Annotated in this window: 17 protein-coding genes; 11 read left to right on the top strand and 6 right to left on the bottom strand. The window is 59.8% G+C overall.

Features of this window, described 5'->3' with window-relative positions:
- Nucleotide 1: 1 nt before the first annotated feature.
- Nucleotides 2–1,243 (bottom strand): AraC family transcriptional regulator, encoded by a 1,242-nt coding sequence (locus PQR62_RS22350; protein WP_408160251.1) that lies wholly within the window; start codon nt 1,241–1,243, stop codon nt 2–4.
- On the opposite strand from PQR62_RS22350, the gene PQR62_RS22345 reads away from it, so the two are divergent.
- From PQR62_RS22345 to PQR62_RS22335, 3 genes are all read left to right on the top strand, one after another.
- Nucleotides 1,170–3,284 (top strand): molybdopterin-containing oxidoreductase family protein, encoded by a 2,115-nt coding sequence (locus PQR62_RS22345; protein WP_408160250.1) that lies wholly within the window; start codon nt 1,170–1,172, stop codon nt 3,282–3,284. The genes PQR62_RS22350 and PQR62_RS22345 overlap by 74 nt on opposite strands.
- 81 nt (nt 3,285–3,365) lie before the next feature.
- Nucleotides 3,366–4,541, top strand: coding sequence for an aminopeptidase (locus tag PQR62_RS22340; RefSeq protein WP_408160249.1), 1,176 nt, complete (start codon nt 3,366–3,368; stop codon nt 4,539–4,541).
- A 282-nt stretch (nt 4,542–4,823) separates the two neighbouring features.
- Nucleotides 4,824–6,527, top strand: coding sequence for a long-chain fatty acid--CoA ligase (locus tag PQR62_RS22335; protein WP_408160248.1), 1,704 nt, complete (start codon nt 4,824–4,826; stop codon nt 6,525–6,527).
- Nucleotides 6,528–6,660: 133 nt separating this feature from the next.
- On the opposite strand, the gene PQR62_RS22330 is transcribed toward PQR62_RS22335, so the two are convergent.
- The 5 genes from PQR62_RS22330 to PQR62_RS22310 all read right to left on the bottom strand — a co-directional run bounded on the left by PQR62_RS22330 (nt 6,661) and on the right by PQR62_RS22310 (nt 10,240).
- Nucleotides 6,661–7,287 carry a 2-dehydro-3-deoxy-6-phosphogalactonate aldolase gene (locus PQR62_RS22330; protein ID WP_408160247.1) on the bottom strand — a complete coding sequence of 209 codons (627 nt, stop codon included), beginning with the start codon at nt 7,285–7,287 and terminating at the stop codon, nt 6,661–6,663.
- Nucleotides 7,288–7,324: 37 nt separating this feature from the next.
- Nucleotides 7,325–8,299: a 2-dehydro-3-deoxygalactonokinase gene (locus PQR62_RS22325; RefSeq protein ID WP_408160246.1), complete on the bottom strand. Its 975-nt coding sequence runs from the start codon at nt 8,297–8,299 to the stop codon at nt 7,325–7,327.
- Nucleotides 8,300–8,320: 21 nt separating this feature from the next.
- On the bottom strand, nt 8,321–9,271 hold the full coding sequence (locus tag PQR62_RS22320; protein ID WP_408160245.1) for a 2-hydroxyacid dehydrogenase: 951 nt from the start codon (nt 9,269–9,271) through the stop codon (nt 8,321–8,323).
- 63 nt (nt 9,272–9,334) lie between these two features.
- Nucleotides 9,335–9,802, bottom strand: a complete 468-nt coding sequence (locus PQR62_RS22315; protein ID WP_408160244.1) for an acyl-CoA thioesterase — start codon at nt 9,800–9,802, stop codon at nt 9,335–9,337.
- 222 nt (nt 9,803–10,024) lie between these two features.
- Entirely contained in the window at nt 10,025–10,240 is a 216-nt protein-coding gene (locus PQR62_RS22310) for a hypothetical protein (protein WP_408160243.1), read from the bottom strand.
- Here PQR62_RS22310 and PQR62_RS22305 point away from each other — a divergent pair.
- The 8 genes from PQR62_RS22305 to PQR62_RS22270 all read left to right on the top strand — a co-directional run bounded on the left by PQR62_RS22305 (nt 10,225) and on the right by PQR62_RS22270 (nt 20,022).
- Nucleotides 10,225–12,090 (top strand): ABCB family ABC transporter ATP-binding protein/permease, encoded by a 1,866-nt coding sequence (locus PQR62_RS22305; protein WP_408160242.1) that lies wholly within the window; start codon nt 10,225–10,227, stop codon nt 12,088–12,090. The genes PQR62_RS22310 and PQR62_RS22305 overlap by 16 nt on opposite strands.
- 153 nt (nt 12,091–12,243) lie before the next feature.
- Complete coding sequence (locus PQR62_RS22300) at nt 12,244–13,239, top strand: LysR family transcriptional regulator (RefSeq protein WP_408160241.1); 996 nt, start codon at nt 12,244–12,246, stop codon at nt 13,237–13,239.
- A 409-nt stretch (nt 13,240–13,648) separates the two neighbouring features.
- Nucleotides 13,649–14,941: a Glu/Leu/Phe/Val family dehydrogenase gene (locus PQR62_RS22295; protein WP_408160240.1), complete on the top strand. Its 1,293-nt coding sequence runs from the start codon at nt 13,649–13,651 to the stop codon at nt 14,939–14,941.
- Nucleotides 14,942–15,022: 81 nt separating this feature from the next.
- On the top strand, nt 15,023–15,949 hold the full coding sequence (locus PQR62_RS22290; protein ID WP_408160239.1) for an amino acid ABC transporter substrate-binding protein: 927 nt from the start codon (nt 15,023–15,025) through the stop codon (nt 15,947–15,949).
- Between the two features lie 392 nt (nt 15,950–16,341).
- Entirely contained in the window at nt 16,342–17,274 is a 933-nt protein-coding gene (locus PQR62_RS22285) for an amino acid ABC transporter substrate-binding protein (protein ID WP_408160238.1), read from the top strand.
- A 162-nt stretch (nt 17,275–17,436) separates the two neighbouring features.
- On the top strand, nt 17,437–18,384 hold the full coding sequence (locus tag PQR62_RS22280; protein WP_408160237.1) for an amino acid ABC transporter substrate-binding protein: 948 nt from the start codon (nt 17,437–17,439) through the stop codon (nt 18,382–18,384).
- A gap of 189 nt (nt 18,385–18,573) precedes the next feature.
- Complete coding sequence (locus tag PQR62_RS22275; RefSeq protein WP_408160236.1) at nt 18,574–19,323, top strand: amino acid ABC transporter permease; 750 nt, start codon at nt 18,574–18,576, stop codon at nt 19,321–19,323.
- Between the two features lie 3 nt (nt 19,324–19,326).
- Nucleotides 19,327–20,022: an amino acid ABC transporter permease gene (locus PQR62_RS22270; protein WP_408160235.1), complete on the top strand. Its 696-nt coding sequence runs from the start codon at nt 19,327–19,329 to the stop codon at nt 20,020–20,022.
- Nucleotide 20,023: the final 1 nt, after the last annotated feature.

The raw sequence follows: 20,023 nt of genomic DNA, 5'->3' as shown, positions 1-20,023 counted from the left end.
CTCAGGCCGCGGTGCGATATTGCGCCGGTGTGGCCGCCACGCGTGACTTGAAGGCGCGATGAAAATGGCTCTGATCGGCGAAGCCGGTGCAATGCGCCACCTCGGCCGGCGGCAAGCCTTGCTGCAGCAGTGTGCGGGCGCGATGAATGCGCCAGTCCAGTTGCAGCGCGTGCGGCGTCAGGCCGAAATGGCGGCTGAACTGGCGAATCAACTGATACGGGCCGAGGCCGGCCAGTTGCGCCAGCGTATCAATCGTCACGCGTTCGCAGCAATGGTGCTGCAGATGTTCACGCGCACGCAGCAGGCCGCCTATCTTTGCGGCGGGCGGTGCGTTGGCGCTGTCGGCCTGATGCTCAGCTTGCTCTGCTTGGCGTCTTGCCGGCGCAGCATGTGTCAGGCAGATTTCCACCAAGCGATGCAGGCAGGCGATGATTTCGCTTTCCTTTTGCAAGGGCTCGCAGTCGGCGTCCAGCGTCGCAGTCAGGCGGTCCAGCACATCAGCCGCAGCCGGTAGCCGCAGCACCTGGGAGCGCAGGCGCACCGGCTTCGACTGATCCGCGCCGGAAAATTCTGCGGCAAGCCCCTGCATCCATGCCTGCTCGAGATGAAACATCCGGTAGCTCCAGCTCTGCAGTTCCTGCGGATTGCAGCTATGCACCTCGCCCGCGTCGACCAGCACCACGTCGCCCGGCTGCAACGAGATGGTTTGCTGGGACTGTCCCTTGCCAAACGAAAACACGCTGTGGCCGGCATCGACGATACCGATCGAGAAGGTCGGATGGGTATGCGGCGCATAGCAGCTGAGGCTGCCGGTGGCACGCCGGCCCTCGAAAAACGGCAGGGCCGGATCGCGCCAGAAATGAACGATGCCGTCCGCCGCTTGGCTTGTTGGGAGGCTTGAGTCGCGGATGGCGGCTTGGCGCATGGCGGGCGAGGTTCGAAAAGTGGTTTTGAGGCAAGCAATTGAGCGAGACAGTCGCGACGCATTGCATGAATCGTGTTGCGCGCCTGAGCTGAGGCCGTGCGACGATTTCGGAGACGCCATTTTAAGATAAAGTAGTGTCTTTGCTGCGAGCGGCCTGGCACGTTCAGTCGGGCTCGGGCGCAAGCCCGCGTCGCGGTCTGATGTTTCCGCCAGCCAGCCTTTATTTCCGTTCAAGATTTCATTCATGTCAACTACCGTTGTCCGCGCCGCCTGCCCCCACGATTGCCCCGATACCTGCGCCCTGCTGGTGACCGTCAAGGACGGCGTCGCCACCGAAGTGCGCGGCGACCCGGATCATCCGCCGACCTCGGGCGTGCTGTGTACCAAGGTTGCCCGCTATCCGGAGCGGACCTATCACAAGGACCGGCTGCTGTATCCGATGCGTCGCGTCGGCAAGAAGGGCGAAGGCAAGTTCGAGCGCATCAGCTGGGATGAAGCCATCAATACCATCGCCGAGCGGCTGGCCGCCATTGCGCTGCGCGACCCGCAGGCGATTCTGCCGTACAGCTTTGCCGGCACCATGGGGCTGGTGCAGGGCGAGTCGATGTCGATGCGTTTCTTCAATCGCATCGGCGCCTCGCAGCTGGAGCGCACCATCTGTTCCTCGGCCGGTTCGGTCGGTTATCGCTATACTGTGGGCGCGCGCATCGGCACCGATCTGGAGCAGGTGCAAAATGCCAAACTGATCGTGATCTGGGGCGGCAATCCGATTGCCTCCAATCTGCATCTGTGGACGCGCGTGCAGGCGGCCAAACGGAATGGCGCGCGCTTGATCGTGATCGACCCCTATCGTTCGCTGACGGCGGAAAAGAGCAATCAGCACATCGCCTTGCTGCCCGGCACCGATGCCGCGCTGGCGCTGGGCCTGATGCATGTACTGATCAACGAGAACCTGCTGGATCACGATTACATCGAAAAATACACACTGGGTTTTGCGCAATTGCGCGAAGCGGTGCAAGCCTGGACGCCCGAGCGCGTGGCGCAGGAATGCGGCATCAGCGCCGAAGAGGTGGTGCAACTGGCGCGCGATTACGGCACGGCGGCGCTGGCCGGCGAGCCGGTCATGATCCGCGCCAATTACGGTCTGCAACGCTCGCGCAGCGGCGGCATGGCCGTGCGCAATATCGCTTGCCTGCCGGCGCTGGTCGGCGCCTGGCGCCATGCTGCAGGCGGCATGCAGATTTCGGTGTCGGATTCCTTCCCCAAGAACATGGCGGCCTTGCAGCATCCGGAATTGCAGAAGCGCCATGGTGCAGCTGCGCGCGTGATCAACATGAGCACCATCGGCGACGATCTGTTGCGCCCGGCGTCGGCCGGGTTCGGGCCGAAGATCGAGGCCATGATCGTGTACAACGCCAATCCGGTCGCGGTGGCGCCGGAGTCGGCCAAGGTGGTCAAAGGCTTCCAGCGCGAAGATCTGTTCACGGTGGTGCTGGAGCATTTCCAGACCGATAGCGCCGACTACGCCGACATTCTGCTGCCGGCCACCACGCAGCTGGAGCACGTCGATGTGCATCCGTCCTACGGCCACGTCTACATGATGGCCAACAACGCCGCCATCACGCCCATGGGCGAGGCCAAGCCGAATACGGAAATCTTCCGTCTGCTGGCGGCGCGCATGGGCTTCGGCGAAGACTGTTTCGGCGAAAGCGATGACCAGATCGCGGCGCAGGCTTTCCGCCGCGATCATCCGCGCAGCGCGCATTACGACTGGGAAGAGGCCAAGGCCAAGGGCTGGCAGCGCCTGCAGATGCCGGTCGCGCCGCTGGCCGAAGGCGGCTTTGAAACACCCTCCGGCAAGTGCGAATTTTATTCCGAGGCCATGCTCAAGGCCGGGCTCGATCCGCTGCCCTCCTATACGCGCCCGTATGAATCGGTGCTCAGCGATCCGCAACTGGCGAGCCGCTATCCGCTGGCGATGATTTCGCCGCCGGCGCGCAACTTCCTCAACTCTTCTTTCGTCAACGTGCAGAGCCTGCGCGACACGGAAGGCGAACCGCATCTGGACATGCATCCGGACGACGCCGCCACGCGCAACATCGCCAGCGGCGACATGGTGCGCATCTTCAATGACCGCGGCAGCATGCAAGCCAAAGTCCGCGTGACCAGCAAGGCGCGCACCGGCCTGGTGGTGGGTTTGTCGATCTGGTGGAAGAAGTTTGCCGCCGACGGCAAGAACGCCAATGAAGTCACCAGCCAGCGCCTGACCGACATGGGCAACGCGCCGACTTTCTATGACGTGCTGGTGGAAGTCGAGAAGCTCGCGCTAACGGCAGATGTGGCGCCGGTCGCCGGTTGAACCAAGGCGCGCTGCCGGCGCTCATACAGAGGCTGCCATCATTTTCAACCCCTGGCGATGGCGTCGCGACGGAGCACAAGCATGATCGATTCGATTCAAGTCAGCGCTGCAGACAATGCCTCCCGCTTTCTGCAGCGCGGCCGCCGGCAGCTCAGGCTGGCGGCTTTGTCGCTGATGCTGCCGCTGGCCGCATTGCTGTCCGGCTGCACTTCCGTGGCGTATTACGCGCAGGCCGCGCACGGCCAGTTTTCGCTGCTGGCGCAGGCCCGGCCCATCGACGACTGGCTGGCCGATCCCGAGGCCAGGCCGGCCATCAAGGCCAAGCTGGAAACAGTGCGCCAGATACGCCGCTTCGCCGTCAGCGAACTGGGTCTGCCCGATAACGGCAGCTACAAAACCTACGCCCAGTTGTCGCGGCCCTTCGTGCTGTGGAATGTGGTGGCGGCGCCCGAGCTGTCGCTCAAGGCGCGTCAATGGTGTTTCCCGATTGCCGGTTGCGTCGACTATCGCGGCTACTACAGCCAGCAGGACGCGCAGGAGTACGGCGAGCAGATGCGCAAGCAAGGCTACGACGTGCAGGTGCTGGGCGTGCCGGCCTATTCGACGCTGGGCTGGTTCAACGATCCGGTGATCTCCACCTTTATCAACTATCCCGACGGCGAACTGGCGCGCCTGATTTTCCATGAACTGGCGCATCAGACCGTTTATGCGCGCGACGATACGCCGTTCAACGAAGGCTTCGCCACGGCGGTCGAGGAAATCGGGGTGGATCGCTGGCTGGCGGCGCAGCACAATGAAAAGATGACGCAGGCTTATCGCGAATACACGGCGCGCAAGAAAGACTTTCTGGCGCTGCTGGATCGCTGCCGCGACAAGCTGGAAGCGAATTACGACAGTGATGCCAGCGACGCCGACAAGCTGCAAGGCAAGCAAAGGATCTTTGCCGAACTGCGCAGCGAATACGAACAGACGAAGCAACAGCGCTGGGGCGGTTATGCCGGTTATGACCGCTGGTTTGCGATGCCGCTGTCGAATGCCCATCTGGCGCTGATCGGCGCGTATCACGATCTGGTGCCGGCGTTCAAGGCGCTGTTCGATCGCAGCAGGGACTTTGCCGATTTCTACCGGCAGGTGCAGCGCCTGGCCAATGAGGACAAGGCGGCGCGTCACATCGAACTCGGCGATCCGCTGCCCGACAATGGCGCCGGGCCGAAGACCAAGAAGGATCGCAAGTCCGAACGGGCGCCGGCGATCTGAGTTTGAGATTGGCCGCAGCAGTTACCAGAAATCCCGATTGCGGCACTGCAGCGCCGCGAACGCGGCGCGCGCGGTATCATGTCCCGCCGGCAATGTTGTTCAATCGTTTGCGGCATTTTTACGCAAAAATTACCGCAAAACGCTTGCCCAAGTTTCGAATGCTGGATAGCATCCGTACTAAATAAAAAAACACTCGTGCTTTTTTCTGTGCGTGCCAAAGCAATGACATAAGATCAACGCTCAGCCCAGCGCTAGTTCTGACCGGAGACAAAGGTAAACAACATGGATAAATTCTGGCTTGCTTCTTATCCCGCAGGCGTTCCCGCCGACATCGATCCGAACCGCTATGGTTCGCTGGTAGAGATGATCGACGAAGCCTTCGCCAAATATGCCGACCGCAAGGCCTATGTCTGCATGGGCAAATACATGACTTACGCCGAACTGGATCGCCAGTCCGCGACACTGGGCGCCTATCTGCAAGGCATCGGCCTGCAGAAGGGCGCGCGCGTGGCGATCATGATGCCGAATGTGCTGCAGTACCCGATTGCGATTGCCGCGATCCTGCGCGCCGGCTTTACGGTGGTCAACGTCAATCCGCTCTACACGCCGCGCGAGCTGGAACATCAGTTGAAGGATTCCGGCGCGGAAGCCATCTTCGTGCTGGAGAATTTCGCCTGCACGCTGCAGAAGGTGATCGCCCAGACCAGGGTCAAGCACGTCGTGGTGGCCAGCATGGGTGAGATGCTGGGCACGCTCAAGGGCGCCATCGTCAATCTGGTGGTGCGCCACGTGAAGAAACTGGTGCCGGCGTTTTCGCTGCCGGGCTCGGTGAGCTTCCGTCAGGCGTTGCAGCAGGGCGCGAACAAAAGCCTCAAGCGCGTGCAACTCGGCCATGATGACGTCGCCTTCCTGCAATACACCGGCGGCACCACCGGCGTCGCCAAGGGCGCGGTGCTGACGCATCGCAATCTGGTCGCCAATGTGTTGCAGGCCGAAGAATGGCTGGCGGCCGGTCTGAACGAGGGGCCGAAGATCGATCAGTTGGTGTTCGTCTGTGCGCTGCCGCTGTATCACATCTTCGCGCTGACGGTGTGCAACATGCTGGGCACTCGCAAGGGGGCGCTCAACCTGCTGATTCCGAATCCGCGCGACATCCCCGGTTTTATCAAGGAGCTGGCAAAGTACAAGGTCAATACTTTCCCCGCAGTCAATACGCTGTACAACGCGCTGCTCAACAATGCCGAATTCGCCAAGCTGGATTTCTCCGGCTACCGCTGCTGCGTGGGCGGCGGCATGGCCGTCCAGAAGGCGGTGGCCGAGAAGTGGAAGAAGCTGACCGGTTGCCCTATCATCGAAGGCTATGGCCTCTCGGAGACCTCGCCCATCGCCAGCGCCAATTCTTGCACTGCACCTGAATTCACCGGCACCATCGGTCTGCCGCTGCCGTCCACCGACATCGCCATCCTCGACGATGACGGCAAGCCGGTGGCGCTGGGCCAGCCGGGTGAAATCGCCATTCGCGGACCGCAGGTGATGGCCGGCTACTGGCAGCGTCCGGATGAAACCGCCAAGGTCATGACTGCCGACGGTTTCTTCAAGACCGGCGACATCGGCGTGATGGACGAACGTGGCTACACCAAGATCGTCGATCGCAAGAAGGACATGATTCTGGTGTCGGGCTTCAACGTCTATCCGAACGAAATCGAAGGCGTGGTGGCGCAGCATCCCGGCGTGCTGGAGTGCGCCTGTGTCGGCATTCCGGACGAGCACACCGGCGAAGCGGTCAAGCTGTTCGTGGTGCGCAAGGACAAGTCGCTGACTGCCGAGCAACTGATGGCGTATTGCAAGGAGCAGTTCACCGGCTACAAGAAGCCGAAGCAGATCGAGTTCCGCGATGAATTGCCGAAGACCAATGTCGGCAAGATTCTGCGTCGCGAATTGCGTGATGAAAAGAAGCCGGAAGCGGCTGAAAAGAAAGCCGCCTGAGGCCGCTGGCTTGGCATGCGATGAGGCTCTTGCTCCATCGCGCTGCATACAGCGAACAGTAAAAAAAGGAGCCGCAAGGCTCCTTTTTCGTTGCAGCGGGGGAGGGCGGGCTATTGCTCCGCGTAGCAGCTCTTCAGCCCGGATTCACCGCATTCAGCGCCGCCACAAACGCACGCGCATTCGCACCCACCTGTTCGGCGCTCATGCCGGGTTTGTACAAGGCCGAGCCGAGACCAAACGCCGAGGCGCCTGCCTTGGCAAACGCCGCGATGCTGTCCGGCGTGATGCCGCCGACCGGCACCAGCATCACGCTGGCGGGCACCACCGCGCGCCAGGCTTTGACCACCACCGGACCCAATTGCTCGGCCGGGAACATCTTCAGGATGTCGGCGCCCGCCGCCAGTGCCGCGAAGGCTTCCGTCACGGTGGCGACGCCGGGTGCGCTGGCCAGACCGGCTGCGGTGGCGGCGCGGATCAGTTCAGGATCGCTGTGCGGCATCACGATCAGTTCGCCGCCGGCATCCTTCACCTGCTGCACCTGCGCCGGCGTCATGACGGTGCCGGCGCCTATCATGCAGTTGGCGGGCAGGGCGCTGCGCAGGAGACGGATGCTCTGCAACGGTTCAGGGGAGTTCAGCGGCACTTCGATGATACGAAATCCGGCGTCATACAGCGCCTTGCCGATGGCCTCCACTTCGTCGGGACGCACGCCGCGCAGGATCGCGATCAGTCCGCATTGTTTCAGGGCTTCTTTCAACATGGGGTTTCCAATTCAATTTCTTTCGGGGGCAGGGCGGTCAGGTCAGCAGACCCGCCTGCTGCGCAATCTTCCACAGGCCGCGTTCGGTGGCTTGGGCCGCGATCACGGCATTGTCCAGTCCCTGCAATTCCAGCGCCTGACGATAGCGTGCGCACAGACTTTCATCGCCGATCAGCACGATGCGCGGATTCGGCGCCAGGCCCTGTTGCGCGCGGCTGGCGCGCAGTGCGGCAATCTCGTGGCCGATCAGCAGGCCGGACAGATAGTCGGCTTGCGCCGCACCGTCCAGCTCGCCGGTCAGGCCCAGCGTGCGGCTGCTGAAGATGGTCGACAGCGGCCCATTGATGCCCGCGCTGCTGAGCGCGACACCGGCGCCGCGCGCAAAAGACTCTGCATTGAACGGGGCGCCGCGCTGCATGGTGCGGCCCAGTATGGTGTGTGCCGACAGCGCGGCATACACTTCGCCGGTCATGAAGGTATCGAAATGGGCGATGCGGTTTTGCTGCACGCGCACCCATTTGCTGTGGGTGCCGGGCAGACCGATCAGTACATCGTCGGCATCCCTTGCACTCATGCCGGCCAGCGCGCCGACCACCTGCGTTTCTTCACCGCGCATCACATTCGGCAGGCCGGCGCGTTGCAGCAGACCCGGCACGATGTGCAGTGTGGCCCCGCTTCTGGTGGCGATGGTGGCCAGACCCTGGCCGATGCCGGCAACCGGCAAAGGCACTTCCAGATAGGCCGCCTCACGCCAGCCTTGCGCGCTGCCGACCATGCCGGCGGCGATGACGGGCAGCGGCGTGGAGCCGGCTGCTGCCAGCCAGTCGCCGCAGGCTTCCTTGAAGGCTTGTTCAAAACCGTAGGAGCGATCGCCAGCTGCGATTTCCGGCAGATTCATGATGCCCCAGGGCAGCTGGCGCTTGTCGAGTACCGCGCCGGCTTCGCCGAGCAGGTAGGCGCGCAGCGAAGAGGTACCCCAGTCGAGCGCGATCAGGCGGGCTGAATTTTGCATGACGGTCTCAGGGCTCAGCACTTATTGCGGCACCGGCGTCAGCACCGGCTTGCCGCTGAAATGCGCTTGCAGATTGTTGAAGGCCAGGTCCGCCATCGCGGTGCGTGTGATCAGCGTGCCGCTGGCCATGTGCGGCGTCAGCACCACGTTGTCCAGCGCGGCCAGTTCTGCCGGAATATGGGGTTCATGCTCGAACACGTCGAGGCCGGCGCCGGCGATCTTGCCTTGCTGCAGCGCTGAAATCAGCGCTGCTTCATCGACCACGCTGCCGCGCGCGACATTGATCAGAAAGCTCTTTGGTCCCAGCGCTTCCAGCACTTCTTCGCCGATCAGCGCCTTGGTGTTGGCGCCGCCGGGCGTGGCCAGCACCAGGAAGTCGACTTCCGTCGCCAGCGTCTTCAGATCCGCCACATAGCGATAGGAAACGTCGCTGCGCGGCGAGCGGTTGTGATACGAAATGTCCATGTCGAAACCGGCGGCGCGCTGCGCAATTGCCTTACCGATACGGCCGAGACCGACGATGCCGATTTTCGAGCCGCTGACCTTGGTGGTGAACGGGAAGGGGCCGCTTTTCCATTCGCCGCTGCGCGCGAAGCGATCTGCGCGCACCACATTGCGCGCGGTGGCGAACAGAAGGGTCATGGCGAAATCGGCGACGTCGTCGGTCAGCACGTCCGGCGTATGCGTGACATGTATGCCGCGCTCGCGTGCAGCGGCCACATCCACACCGTCGTAGCCGACGCCGAACACCGAGATCACTTCCAGCGCCGGGAAGCGTGCGATGAAGTCGCGCGGCACCTTGGATTCGCCGTTGGCGGAGATGGCGCGAATCTTCGGCGCCAGCTCAGTCAGTTGCTGTTCGGTCAGTCCGTCCGGCAGACTGTGGCAGGTGAAATTCTTGTGCAGCAGATCATTGAGATGCTGCGGCAGGCGGGCAACGATCAATACGTCAGGGCGGTTTGAAGCGGTCATGGAGTCTCGGTTGATGTAGTTATTCGAAGGTGAAGGCGAAAATGAAGGCGCGTCTGCAGTCAATCAGACGGCGTGCCAGCCGCCGCCCAGTTCCTGCAGATTGCTCAGTGCCTCGACCTGATCTTCCGGTGCCAGCGGCGGCAGCGCGCGCGGTTTGCGGCTGTCGTCGGTGGCGACGTAGGTCAGCGTGGCTTCGGTGACTTTGACGATCTCGGTCTGCAGCCGGTTGCGCTCGGCATAGACCTCGACGTTGACGGTGATCGAGGTATTGCCGACCTTGACGATGTCGGCGTAGAAGGACAGCAGATCGCCGACGAACACCGGATGCTTGAACAGAAACGAATTGACGGCGATGGTGGCGACACGGCCGTTGGCGCGGCGCGTGGCCGGCAGCGAACCGGCGATGTCGACCTGGGCCATGATCCAGCCGCCGAACACGTCGCCGTGAATATTGGCGTCGGCCGGCATCGGCATCACCCGCAGTTGCGGGAACTTGCCCGGAGGCAGTTGGGCATTGTTGGATTGCGGCATTACTTCTCCCTGTTGAAAGCATGAAGTCCTGCGGACTCTTATAATTCGGGGCTGCGCGTGAGGCAGTGTTCGCTTGACGGCCGGCAGCGCCGTTCAGGCGATTGCCGTCTCCGGTGGCTGAAACGGATTTGCCGGTCGCCCTGCACTGTTCTGCAGGCTTGCAAGTCCGGCAACATTTTCCCGGAAAACGTCTGCGCCGACGCTGCAGTGCAAGCAGCTAGTTTATCGGATGTTGCCTTGCTTGCGTTTGCCGCGCCGGATTCTGAAGACCGGCTTGCGCCACGCCGCACCGCTCATGCCGGAAACGCTCATACTGTGGCGTTTTGCAGAGCCGTCGCAGCGGTTCATGTTCTGCCAGCCCTGCATTCCGGATTTCACGATTGCCGTTTTTTTACCGTTTCGATTTTTACTGTCCCGTTCCGATGCGTCGATATCCAAGCAATTCCCAAGTGCCGCAGTCCGGCCAAACTCAGCCGGTCAAGGGCGACTGGGCGACCGTACTGACCCTGCTGCCTTATCTGTGGACCTACAAATGGCGCGTGATGCTGGCGCTGGGGTTTCTGATCGGCGCCAAGGTGGCCAACATCGGCGTGCCCATGCTGCTCAAGAAACTGGTGGATGAAATGACCATCAGCGCCGGCCATCCGCAGGCGCTGCTGGTGCTGCCGCTGGGTTTGCTGGTAGCTTACGGCGCGCTGCGGCTGGCCAATACCGCTTTCACCGAACTGCGCGAATTCGTGTTCGTGCGCGTCACCCAGCGCGCGGTGCGCACCATCGCGCTCAAGGTGTTCCGCCATCTGCATGCGCTGTCGCTGCGCTTTCATCTGAATCGCCAGACCGGCGGCATGACGCGCGATATCGAACGCGGCACGCGCGGTGTATCCACGCTGGTGTCGTACACCCTGTTCAGCATCTTGCCGACCTTCATCGAGATCCTGCTGGTGCTGGTGTATCTGGCGCTGCATTACGACATCTGGTTCACCATCATCACCGGCGGGGCGCTGCTGCTGTATGTGGTGTTCACGATCGTGGTGACCGAGTGGCGCACGCATTTCCGGCGCACCATGAACGATCTGGATTCGCGCGCCAACACCAAGGCCATCGATTCATTGCTGAATTACGAGACCGTCAAATACTTCGGCAATGAAGACTTCGAAGCGCAGCGCTACGACGAAGGCTTGCAGCGCTACGAGCAGGCGGCGGTGAAGTCGCAGAGCTCGCTGTCGCTGCTCAACACCGGGCAGTCGGCCATCATCGCGGTGGCGGTGACGCTGATTCTGTGGCGCGCCACGGCCGGCGTGATCGACGGCAGCATGACGCTGGGCGACATGGTGCTGGTCAATGCCTTCATGATTCAGCTCTACATCCCGCTCAATTTTCTCGGCGTGCTGTATCGCGAAATCAAGCAGAGTCTGGCCGATATGGAGCGCCTGTTTTCGCTGATGGAGCAGAATCGCGAAGTGGCCGATAGCGCCGGCGCCCAGCCCTTGAAAATTGGCGGCGCGGCATTGAAGTTTTCGCATGTGGATTTCAGCTACGAACCCAAGCGGCAGATTCTGTTCGACGTCGATTTCGATATCGCCGCCGGCACCACCACGGCGGTGGTCGGGCACAGCGGCTCCGGTAAATCGACGCTGTCGCGACTGCTGTATCGCTTCTACGATGTCGACCATGGCGGCATCAGCATCGACGGCCAGGACCTGCGGCAAGTCACGCAAGCCTCGCTGCGGCAGGCGATCGGTATCGTGCCGCAGGACACCGTGCTGTTCAATGACAGCATCGAGTACAACATCGCTTACGGCAAACCGGGCAGCAGCAAGGAGCAGATCGTCGCGGCGGCCAAGGCTGCCTACATTCACGATTTCATCGAATCTCTGCCGGATGGCTACGCGACGGCTGTCGGCGAACGCGGCCTCAAACTTTCAGGCGGTGAAAAGCAGCGTGTTGCCATCGCGCGCACTTTGCTGAAAGACCCGGCGATCCTGATTTTCGACGAGGCGACATCGGCGCTGGATTCGCGCGCCGAGCAGGCGATCCAGCAGCAATTGCAGGAAATCGCACGCGAGCGGACCAGCCTGGTGATTGCGCATCGGCTGTCGACGGTGGTCGATGCCGATCAGATTCTGGTAATGGATCAGGGCCGCATCATCGAGCGCGGTACGCACATGCAACTGCTGGCGGCCGATGGCTTGTACACCCAGATGTGGATGCGGCAGCAGGCGCGCGATGAGGATGAGGTGGCGACCGAGCAGGTGGCCGATCCGGCTTCCCTGCAATTGATTCCCTAGCACTCGTTTCACTCTGGATGACTTCTTACGCTGGCTTCGCCCGCGCCGCAGAGTTAGGATAGCGGGCGTTGCAGCCGGCGTTGACGTACCTTAATTGCCGCTTGCCAGCAGGGACACAGAAGATCAGGCAGATAACAACAAAGAGAGCGGTGGATGGAAAGCAAATGGCTGGAAGATTTCATTTCGTTGGCGGAAACGCGCAGTTTCAGCCGTTCGGCTGAATTGCGGCATGTCACGCAACCAGCGTTTTCGCGACGGATTCAGTCGCTCGAAGCCTGGCTGGCGATCGACCTGATCGACCGTACCTCTTATCCCACGCGGCTGACCGCTGCCGGCGAAGTGTTCTACGAGCAAGCGGTAGAAATGCTGGGCCAGATCAACAATACCCGCGCACTGCTGCGCGGCAAGCGGCCGACGGCGCAGACCACCATCGATTTTGCGGTGCCGCACACGCTCTCGCTGACTTATATGCCGAAGTGGCTGAGTTCGCTGGAATCGGGCTTCGGCGCCATCAATACGCGTCTGATCGCGCTCAATGTGCACGATGCGGTAATGACCATCGTTGAAGGCGGCTGCGATCTGCTGCTGTGCTATCACCATCCGCGCCAGCCGGTGCAGCTCGACTCCAGCCGCTACGACATGCTCACCATGGGCAAGGAAACCCTGCGCCCCTATGCGCGCTGCGACCGCAACGGCAAGCCTGACTACGTGTTTCCAGGCAGTTCCAAGAATCCCTTGCCGTTTCTGTCGTACACCAGCAATGCCTATCTGGGGCGCATGGTGGAGTTGATGATGTCGGACGTCAAACGCCCGCTGCATCTGGAAAAACACTATGAAACCGACATGTCGGAAAGCCTCAAGATGATGGCGCTGGAAGGCCACGGCGTGGCTTTTTTGCCGGAATCTTCAGTTATCCGCGAAACCCGCAATCGTCAACTGGCGCGCGCCGACGGCCCGGCCGGCGACTGGGAGGTGGAAATGGAGATTCGTTTGTATCGTGAAAGGCCGACCGCGCAGCGCGTCGGCAAGGCGCTGGTAGCGCGCCTGTGGGAGTATCTGGTGGAAATGGATGCAGCTCGCACCGCGCGCCTCAAAGGCGCCACGCAGGCGGCCAAGGCCGCTGCGGCAAAAGCCGGCAAGGGGGCCTGAGCAGCTCCGCTTACTGTGCCAACACTCGCATTTTGGCCAGGGCTGATCCCTGCAATCGCTTTACAATCGTGGCTTTGGGATGGTTATGCACGATTTGCATAGTTGCATGCGAACAAAGCATTAGCAAAGGTGCATGACGTTGACTACGATGGGCGTCGCTGATTGAGGCAAGAATAATTTCTCTGATTTCTAGCTGTTTTTCGAGCGCGCCCTGGCGTGTTTTCGATGCCGCCTACGCGCCTCTGCGCGGGCGACATCGTCAGAGACAGCGGTAAAGCATGAGATCCCGGTGGCGGCGCTGGCAGGGGCTTACAGGAGTAAGTCTCGGTAAGTAGTACCATGCAGTCTGAAAGTACCGGTAGTTTGCAGCAACTTGGTCAGCACGAATATCTCAAGGAGCGATTGCATCATGTCGAACGTACCTAAGCACGAAGTCCCTTCCTATCTTGTCCCGCACGGCATCGGTCCGTGGGGCGACTATCTTGAACAAATCGACCGCGTGACGCCCTATCTGGGCTCGCTGGCGCGCTGGGTGGAAACCCTGAAGCGTCCCAAGCGCATGCTGGTGGTCGATGTTCCCATCGAACGCGACGACGGCACCATCGCCCACTTCGAGGGCTATCGCGTGCAGCACAATACGTCGCGCGGCCCGGGCAAGGGCGGCGTGCGTTTCCACCAGGATGTGACGCTGTCGGAAGTGATGGCCCTGTCGGCCTGGATGACGGTCAAGAACGCTGCGGTGAACGTGCCTTACGGCGGCGCCAAGGGCGGTATCCGTGTCGATCCCAAGACTTTGTCACGCGGTGAATTGCAGCGCATGACACGTCGCTACACCAGTGAAATCGGCATCATCATCGGCCCCAACAAGGATATTCCGGCGCCGGACGTCAACACCGATTCGCAGATCATGGCCTGGATGATGGATACCTATTCCATGAATCAGGGCAGCACGGCTTCGGGCGTGGTGACGGGTAAACCAATTTCGCTGGGCGGCAGTCTCGGCCGTCATGAAGCAACCGGTCGCGGGGTGTTTGTCGTGGGCTGTGAAGCCGCTGCAAAACGCAATCTGGACATCAAGGATGCGCGCGTCGCGGTGCAGGGTTTTGGTAATGTCGGCGGCATTGCTGCGCGTCTGTTCGCCGACGCCGGCGCCAAAGTGGTGGCCGTGCAGGATCACATCACTACCGTCTTCAACGCCGGTGGTCTGGATGTCGTCGCACTGCAGACATACGTGGCGCAAAACGGCAGCGTGAAGGGTTTTGCCGGCGCCGATGAGATCACCGACCGCGCGCAATTCTGGAGCGTCGACTGCGATATTCTGGTGCCTGCTGCACTCGAACAGCAGATCACCGTGGCGAATGCGCACAGCATCAAGGCCAAGATCATTCTGGAAGGCGCCAATGGCCCGACCACACCGGCGGCCGACGATATTCTGACCGACAAGGGCGTGCTCATCGTGCCCGATGTGATCGCCAATGCCGGCGGCGTGACCGTCAGCTATTTCGAATGGGTGCAAGATTTCTCCAGTTTCTTCTGGACCGAAGATGAGATCAATCTGCGTCTGACGCGCATCATGCGCGAAGCCTTCACCGCAGTCTGGCAGTTGGCTGAAGAAAAGAAAGTCACCCTGCGCACCGCCGCCTTTATCGTGGCGTGCACCCGTGTGCTGCAGGCGCGCGAAATGCGAGGTTTGTACCCGTAACCGGGTTTTGTTCTCGCAATAGACAGCTAAGACGACACCTTAAGATCGTCAGCTCAAAAAAGCAAGACTGGGAGGAGTTCCATGAGCGCGTATCCACGCACCGGCGGCCGTTCGGCCGTCTGGCGTCTGGCCTTGATATGGGCGGCTTTGGCACATCTGTGCCTGGCTGCAGGCTACGCGCGCGCGGAAGATACGCTGTCCAAGATTCGCCGTACCCAGACTGTCGTCATCGCCTACGCCAATCATCAGATGCCTTTTGTCGATGACAATCCGGACGGGCAGGTTTACGGTTACTCCATCGATATCTGCAACAAGATCGTCGAGGCGCTGCGGCTTGAATTGAAACTGCCGCAGATCAAGACCCGCTTCATCCGCGTCGACAGCGTCGGCCGCTTTGATTCGCTGCTCAAAGGTGAATCCGATATCGAATGCGGCGCTTCGACCAACAACGCCAGTCGCCGTCAGCAGGTGGCGTTCACCATTCCTCATTTTTTCACTACCACGCGCATGCTCGTGCGCAAGGATTCCACCATTCACGACTGGGGCGACCTGCGCGAAAAGCGCGTGGCGCTGGTGCGCGGCAACGCGGTATTTGCCTACGCCAAATCGCGCAACGAAGCGCGCATGCTCGATATCAAATGGACTGAAGTCGCCAGCGAAGCAGAGGCCATGAAGCTGGTCGAGGCAGGTTCAGTCGATGCTTATGTGGAAGATGACGTGCTGCTGTTCAGCTATCGCACCGAAATGAAGAGTCCGGAACAATTTGCGATCGTTGGTGAAGCGTTGTCGGTCGATCCCTACGCCATGATGATGCGAAAAAACGATGCGCCATTCAAAGCGGTCGTCGATCGTGAAATGGTGCGCATGATTACGCAAAAAGAAATCTATCAATTCTACGATCGCTGGTTCATGCGGCCGCTTGGCATCAACCGGGCGGCCCTGAATTTGCCCATGAGTTATCTGCTGCGCGATTCACTCCGTTTTCCTACGGACAAGGTTGCGGATTGATTGTCTGGCATGGTTATTGCTGACGATTGTGGAAGGAAACTGTCTGCGAAATACGGCGACGTCCACCACGTGCGGATGTGATGCGTGTGAGGTGTGAGGCGGGCTGGATTGAAAGAAATGTGCGAGCGGATCTTCAAAAGCATGTTGCCGATGAAAATCAAATGTTTACTCGATGAGTTTCGTGGTGATGTGGAGAGTTGCAAATACGGCTTTAAGCAGGGATAGATTTTTCGAGATTTGTGACGTTCAACGCGGGAGTCCTCCAAGCTAGTCAGCCGGTCCGGATATGGATTTGGTCTTATATCGTGTAAGATCAACTCCTACTTCTGAGTTGGGTGATTGCTATGTGTGAGCACATTGTAGTGACCGGAAAACGATGGTCGGGCCGGTGTTTGAACGCAGCTTGGGTTCATGTGTTTCAGCGTTCGGGCAAGTTTTTGGCGTCTGCTTTGTCTGCGATTTTCTGTATAACGCCAGGTGCGCAGGCCGACAGCGACACGCTCGGCAAGATACGCAAGAACCAGACGCTGGTGATTGCTTTTGTCGGTGTGGTGTCGAACGGCCGCTCGCCGTTTGCCCGGATTGCTGAAGACGGCAAAGTCGAAGGTTATGCCATCGATATCTGCACACGGATCGCCGAGGGCATCAAGCGAGATTTGAAGTTGCCGGCGCTGAAGATCGAGTTCTTGCCGGTCAACGCGCAATCGCGTTTCGATGCGGTAATCGAGAATAAAGCGGATCTGGAGTGCAGCGTGACCACCAATAACGCGGAGCGCAGGGAAAAAGTGGCATTCACCGTGCCGCATTTTTTTACCAGCGTGCGCATGTTGGTAAGGAAGAATTCGGGGATACGGGATTGGCCGGATCTGCGGGACCGTAAAGCGGCCACGACGCGCGGTACCGCGATCGTCAAGATCATCAACGCGAGAAATGATGCGCGTGCGCTCAATGTCCGCATCGATGAATCCGGCAGTGATGCCGAGGCGGCCTGGGCGCTTGAAAAAGGGCGGGTCGATGCCTTTGTGATGGATGAAGTGCTGCTGATTTCATCGCTCGGTTTTATGGAGCACCCGGAAGATTTTGAAATTGTCGGAGCGCCGCTTTCGGTCGAGCCTTACTGCATCATGATGCGCAAGGACGATCCGGCCTTCCGGCAATTGGTTGGCCGCGAAATGGCAAAAATGGCGCATGATGGCGAAATCCGGCGCTTGTACCAGAAATGGTTCATGCGGCCGATAGGCTCGCGACAGGTTTCCATGGATGTCCCGATGAACTATTTGCTGCGGGACTCCTTGCTTTATCCCTCGGATAAAGTGTTGAATTGATACTTCGTTGCCGGATGGCGGCGGACATAGCCAGCGAAGACGTGGTTTTAATAATAAAGAGGCAATAGCAGGGAGCCGGAAGCGCGAGTCTCCAGGCAGCTAAAGACTGTTGCAGGATTAGTGCTTTTGGTACACTACACAGAAATTTTTCCAGGAGGTCACATGAAGTTATTGAAGCTAGCAGGGGTATTGGTAGGGGCGACTGTATTGATGGGTTCGGCTCACGCTGAAGAGTTCACCGGTACATTGAAAAAAATCAAGGACACCGGCACGCTGACACTGGGCGTACGCGATTCGTCGATTCCTTTCTCCTATCTGGACGACAAGCAATCGTATCAAGGTTACTCGATCGACCTGTGCCTGAAGGCTGCTACTGCCATTCAAAAGAAGCTGGGTCTGACTTCGCTGAATGTGAAGATGGTGCCAGTGACATCGGCAACCCGTATTCCGCTGATCGCTAACGGTACAACCGATATCTCCTGCGATTCCGCAACCAACAACATGGAACGTCAGAAGCAGGTCGCTTTCTCGGTGACCGAATTCGTGACGGCCAACAAGTTCCTGGCCAAGAAGTCGGCGAACCTGAAGACTCTGGACGACCTGAAGGGCAAGACCGTCGTGTCGACCTCCGGTACTTCCAATCTGAAGCAAATCACCACTCTGAACACTGAGCGTAACCTGGGCCTGAACATTCTGGCCGCCAAGGATCACGCAGAAGCCTTCCTGATGGTGGAAACCGGCCGTGCTGCAGCCTTCGTGATGGATGACATTCTGCTGTCCTCGCTGGCTGCCAATTCCAAGGCTCCAGGCGACTACACCGTGTCGGCGGAAGCGCTGTCGGTTGAGCCATACGGCCTGATCCTGCGCCGCGACGACGCACCGTTCAAGAAGGTGGTTGACGATGCGCTGACCGTGGTTTACAAGGGCGACGACATCAAGAAGATCTATGCGAAGTGGTTCCAGTCGCCGATCCCTCCTAAGGGCGTCAACCTGAACGTGCCGATGAGCGCGCAGCTGCAAGCTGTGCTGGCCAAGCCAACTGACTCCGGTGAACCATCTGCTTACGCAGCGGTTCCTGAAGCACAGAAGAACCAAGGCAAGAAGAAGTAATTCACTGATTGCCACTGCGCAAAAAAGTGTTGAAACGGGGGCGTGTCCCCCGTTTTGTTTAATCAGCTGTGCAACAACAATTACCGTATCGCAACCGATGATGGCTGGTCTCATCGGGTTACAAGGGACGGGGCATTGGACTGGTGCCTGCGCTTGATACATTGACTCGATAAAAAGACGAGGCTATTTATGCATTACAACTGGAACTGGGGAATTTTCTGGGAGATGTCTCCCGACGGAATTTCCTATTTTGATACGCTGCTGGCCGGCCTGAAATGGACGCTCGCCACTGCTATCCTGGCCTGGATCATGGCACTGGTTCTGGGCACCATTGCCGGCACCATCCGTACAACAGATAAACCTTGGGCGGTCCGCCTTGCCAATGGTTACGTTGAACTGTTCCGTAACATCCCATTGCTGGTGCAGATGTTTCTCTGGTATTTCGTCGTACCTGAGCTGCTGCCCAGTGCGATTGGCGACTGGCTCAAGAGCCTGCCGAATGCCTCTTTCGTAACTGCTTTCCTGGCGCTGGGTTTCTTTACTTCGTCGCGGGTTGCCGTGCAGGTTACGACCGGTATCCAGGCTTTGCCGCGCGGTCAGCGCATGGCAGGTTCGGCACTGGGTCTGACGCCTACGCAGACTTACCGCTACGTGCTGCTGCCGATGGCTTTTCGCATCATCATTCCGTCGTTGACCAATGAATTTGCTGCGATCATCAAGAACAGCTCGGTGGCGCTGACCATCGGTCTGGTGGAACTGACTGCCGCCACATACTCGATGCGCGAATTCACGTTCCAGACCTTCGAGTCTCTGACCGGCGCGACCATCATCTACATCATCATTTCGGTGATCGCACTGTTCATGGCGCGATTCCTGGAAAAAGTCACCGCTGTCCCGGGCTATATCACGACCGGTAGCGCCAGCGGCGGAGGGCACTAATCCATGTTTAGCAATTTCGACTTCGACGTCATTGAACGTTCGTGGTACTACCTGTTCACCACCGGCCTGAAGTTCACGCTGGTGCTGACTTTCTCGGCCATGGCCGGCGGTATCATCATCGGCACCCTGCTGGCGATGATGCGCCTGTCCAGCAACAAGCCCTTGTCGTTCATCGCGACCACCTATGTGAATCTGATCCGCTCGATTCCGCTGGTGCTGGTGATTTTCTGGTTCTACTTCCTGGTGCCGTATATCGGCGCCTGGATCATTGGCGCCAACGAACCGATCCAGGTAGGAGCATTTTCCTCGGCGCTGATTACCTTCATCCTGTTTGAAGCGGCTTACTATTGCGAAATCATGCGTTCCGGCATTCAGTCGATCCCGCGCGGCCAGGTGTTTGCCGGCTACGCAATCGGCATGAATTACTGGCAGATGATGGGCAATGTGGTATTGCCTCAGGCCTTCCGCAACATGACGCCCATTCTGCTGACCCAGACCATCGTTCTGTTCCAGGACGTGTCGCTGGTCTACGTGCTGGGCTCGGTGCCGGACTTCGTCACCAGCGCATCGAAGATCGCGCAGCGTGACGGCCGTCTGGTGGAAATGTACCTGTTTGTCGCCGTGGTCTATTTCGTGCTCAGCTTTGCGCTGTCTAAGCTGGTCAAGCAATTCCAGAGCCGCATCGCCATTATTCGCTAAC

The sequence above is a fragment of the Herbaspirillum lusitanum genome (assembly GCF_046025995.1).
In the GTDB taxonomy this organism is placed as follows: Bacteria; Pseudomonadota; Gammaproteobacteria; order Burkholderiales; family Burkholderiaceae_D; genus Herbaspirillum; species Herbaspirillum lusitanum_A.
The sequence above is the reverse complement of the archived record's forward strand: the minus strand, read 5'-3'. Positions and strand labels throughout refer to the sequence as shown.